Genomic DNA, 1,298 nt, shown 5'->3' with positions numbered 1-1,298 from the left:
CTCTCCCCCTCTCCCACTCCCTCACTCTCCCTCTCCCCCTTGAGCCCAACTCGTGATTGCAATCTATCCAGGCAGTTTTGACCCCATTACCTTCGGTCACGCAGACATTATCGAGCGGGGCTGCAAATTGTTCGATCGGGTAATTGTTACCGTAGTCCGAAACCCCAGCAAAACTCCTCTGTTCAGCGTAGAGCAGAGGATCGAGCAGATCCGGCTCTGTACCCAACACTTGCCAAACGTAGAAGTAGACAGTTTTGAGGGTTTGACAGTAAACTATGCTAAGATTCGACAAGCCAAAGTGCTGCTGCGGGGGCTCCGGGTACTAACAGATTTTGAAATGGAACTCCAGATGGCCCACACCAATAAAACCCTCCTGGGCGAAATTGAAACAGTTTTTTTGGCAACTTCTAACGAGTACAGCTTTTTAAGTAGTAGTGTAGTTAAAGAAATCGCCAAGTTTGGTGGCTCCGTAGATCATCTTGTTCCGAAACACGTCGCCCTAGATATTTACAAATGTTACGCCAGCAGGAACCTAATCGCATCGAACCCGACAGTACCGGCGTCCCCACTGAGAATGAATCACCTCAGAACACAGCCGCCTTCGGAGATCCCACCCACACCGCAGGAGTAGACATCCAGCGGGAATTAAACCGGCTTGAGGAAATTGTTCTCGACAGTCCGCGCATTCCTCTGACCAGACGCACTCTGATTGATGAAGAACAGTTGCTAGATCAGTTAGACTTGGTGAGGCTAAATTTGCCGATCGCCTTTGCAGAAGCCGAGACAATCATTCGGCACAAAGACGATCTGCTTGAAGAAGCTCAACTCTACGCTCAAGAAGTGATAGAAGCAGCAGAACAGCGAGCGGCAGAACTTTTAAACGATATGGGCCTGCTCCAGCAGGCGAAGATAGAAGCAGATCAGTTGCGACAGCAAGTTTTGCTCGACTGCGAGGCAATTCAGCAGGCGACGCTGGCGGAAGTCGAACAAATTCGCTACCAGGCTCAAGAGGAACTGGAAGAAATGAGAGTCAGGGCGATGGCTGAATGCGAAGAAATTCAAAACGGAGCTGATGATTATGCAGACCAAGTGCTCGATAATATCGAACACAAGCTGAGCGATATGCTGCGCGTGATCCGCAACGGGCGCGATCGGTTGGATAATGTTTCTGCATCCCACATCCACAACACCAACGGTTAGTTGAATGTAACTATAGCCTTTGGAACTCTCATATGAGGTGTTGTCGGGCATAGCGTATAGGGCATAGGGCATAGGGCATAGGGCATAGGGCATAGGGC

Annotated in this window: 2 protein-coding genes; both read left to right on the top strand. The window is 49.9% G+C overall.

What is annotated here, in order from left to right:
- The first annotated feature begins 52 nt into the window (after window positions 1–52).
- Window positions 53–631, top strand: a complete 579-nt coding sequence (gene coaD / locus IQ270_RS30335) for a pantetheine-phosphate adenylyltransferase (RefSeq protein ID WP_193976792.1) — start codon at window positions 53–55, stop codon at window positions 629–631.
- A complete protein-coding gene (locus IQ270_RS30330; protein ID WP_193976791.1) occupies window positions 514–1,200 on the top strand; it encodes a DivIVA domain-containing protein in 687 nt (228 codons plus the stop codon). Before coaD ends, IQ270_RS30330 begins: the two co-directional genes overlap by 118 nt.
- Window positions 1,201–1,298 lie beyond the last annotated feature (98 nt).

It is taken from the genome of Microcoleus sp. LEGE 07076, from assembly GCF_015207455.1.
Classification (GTDB): Bacteria; Cyanobacteriota; Cyanobacteriia; order Cyanobacteriales; family Microcoleaceae; genus Microcoleus.
This window is presented reverse-complemented; position numbering and strand designations above follow the sequence as displayed.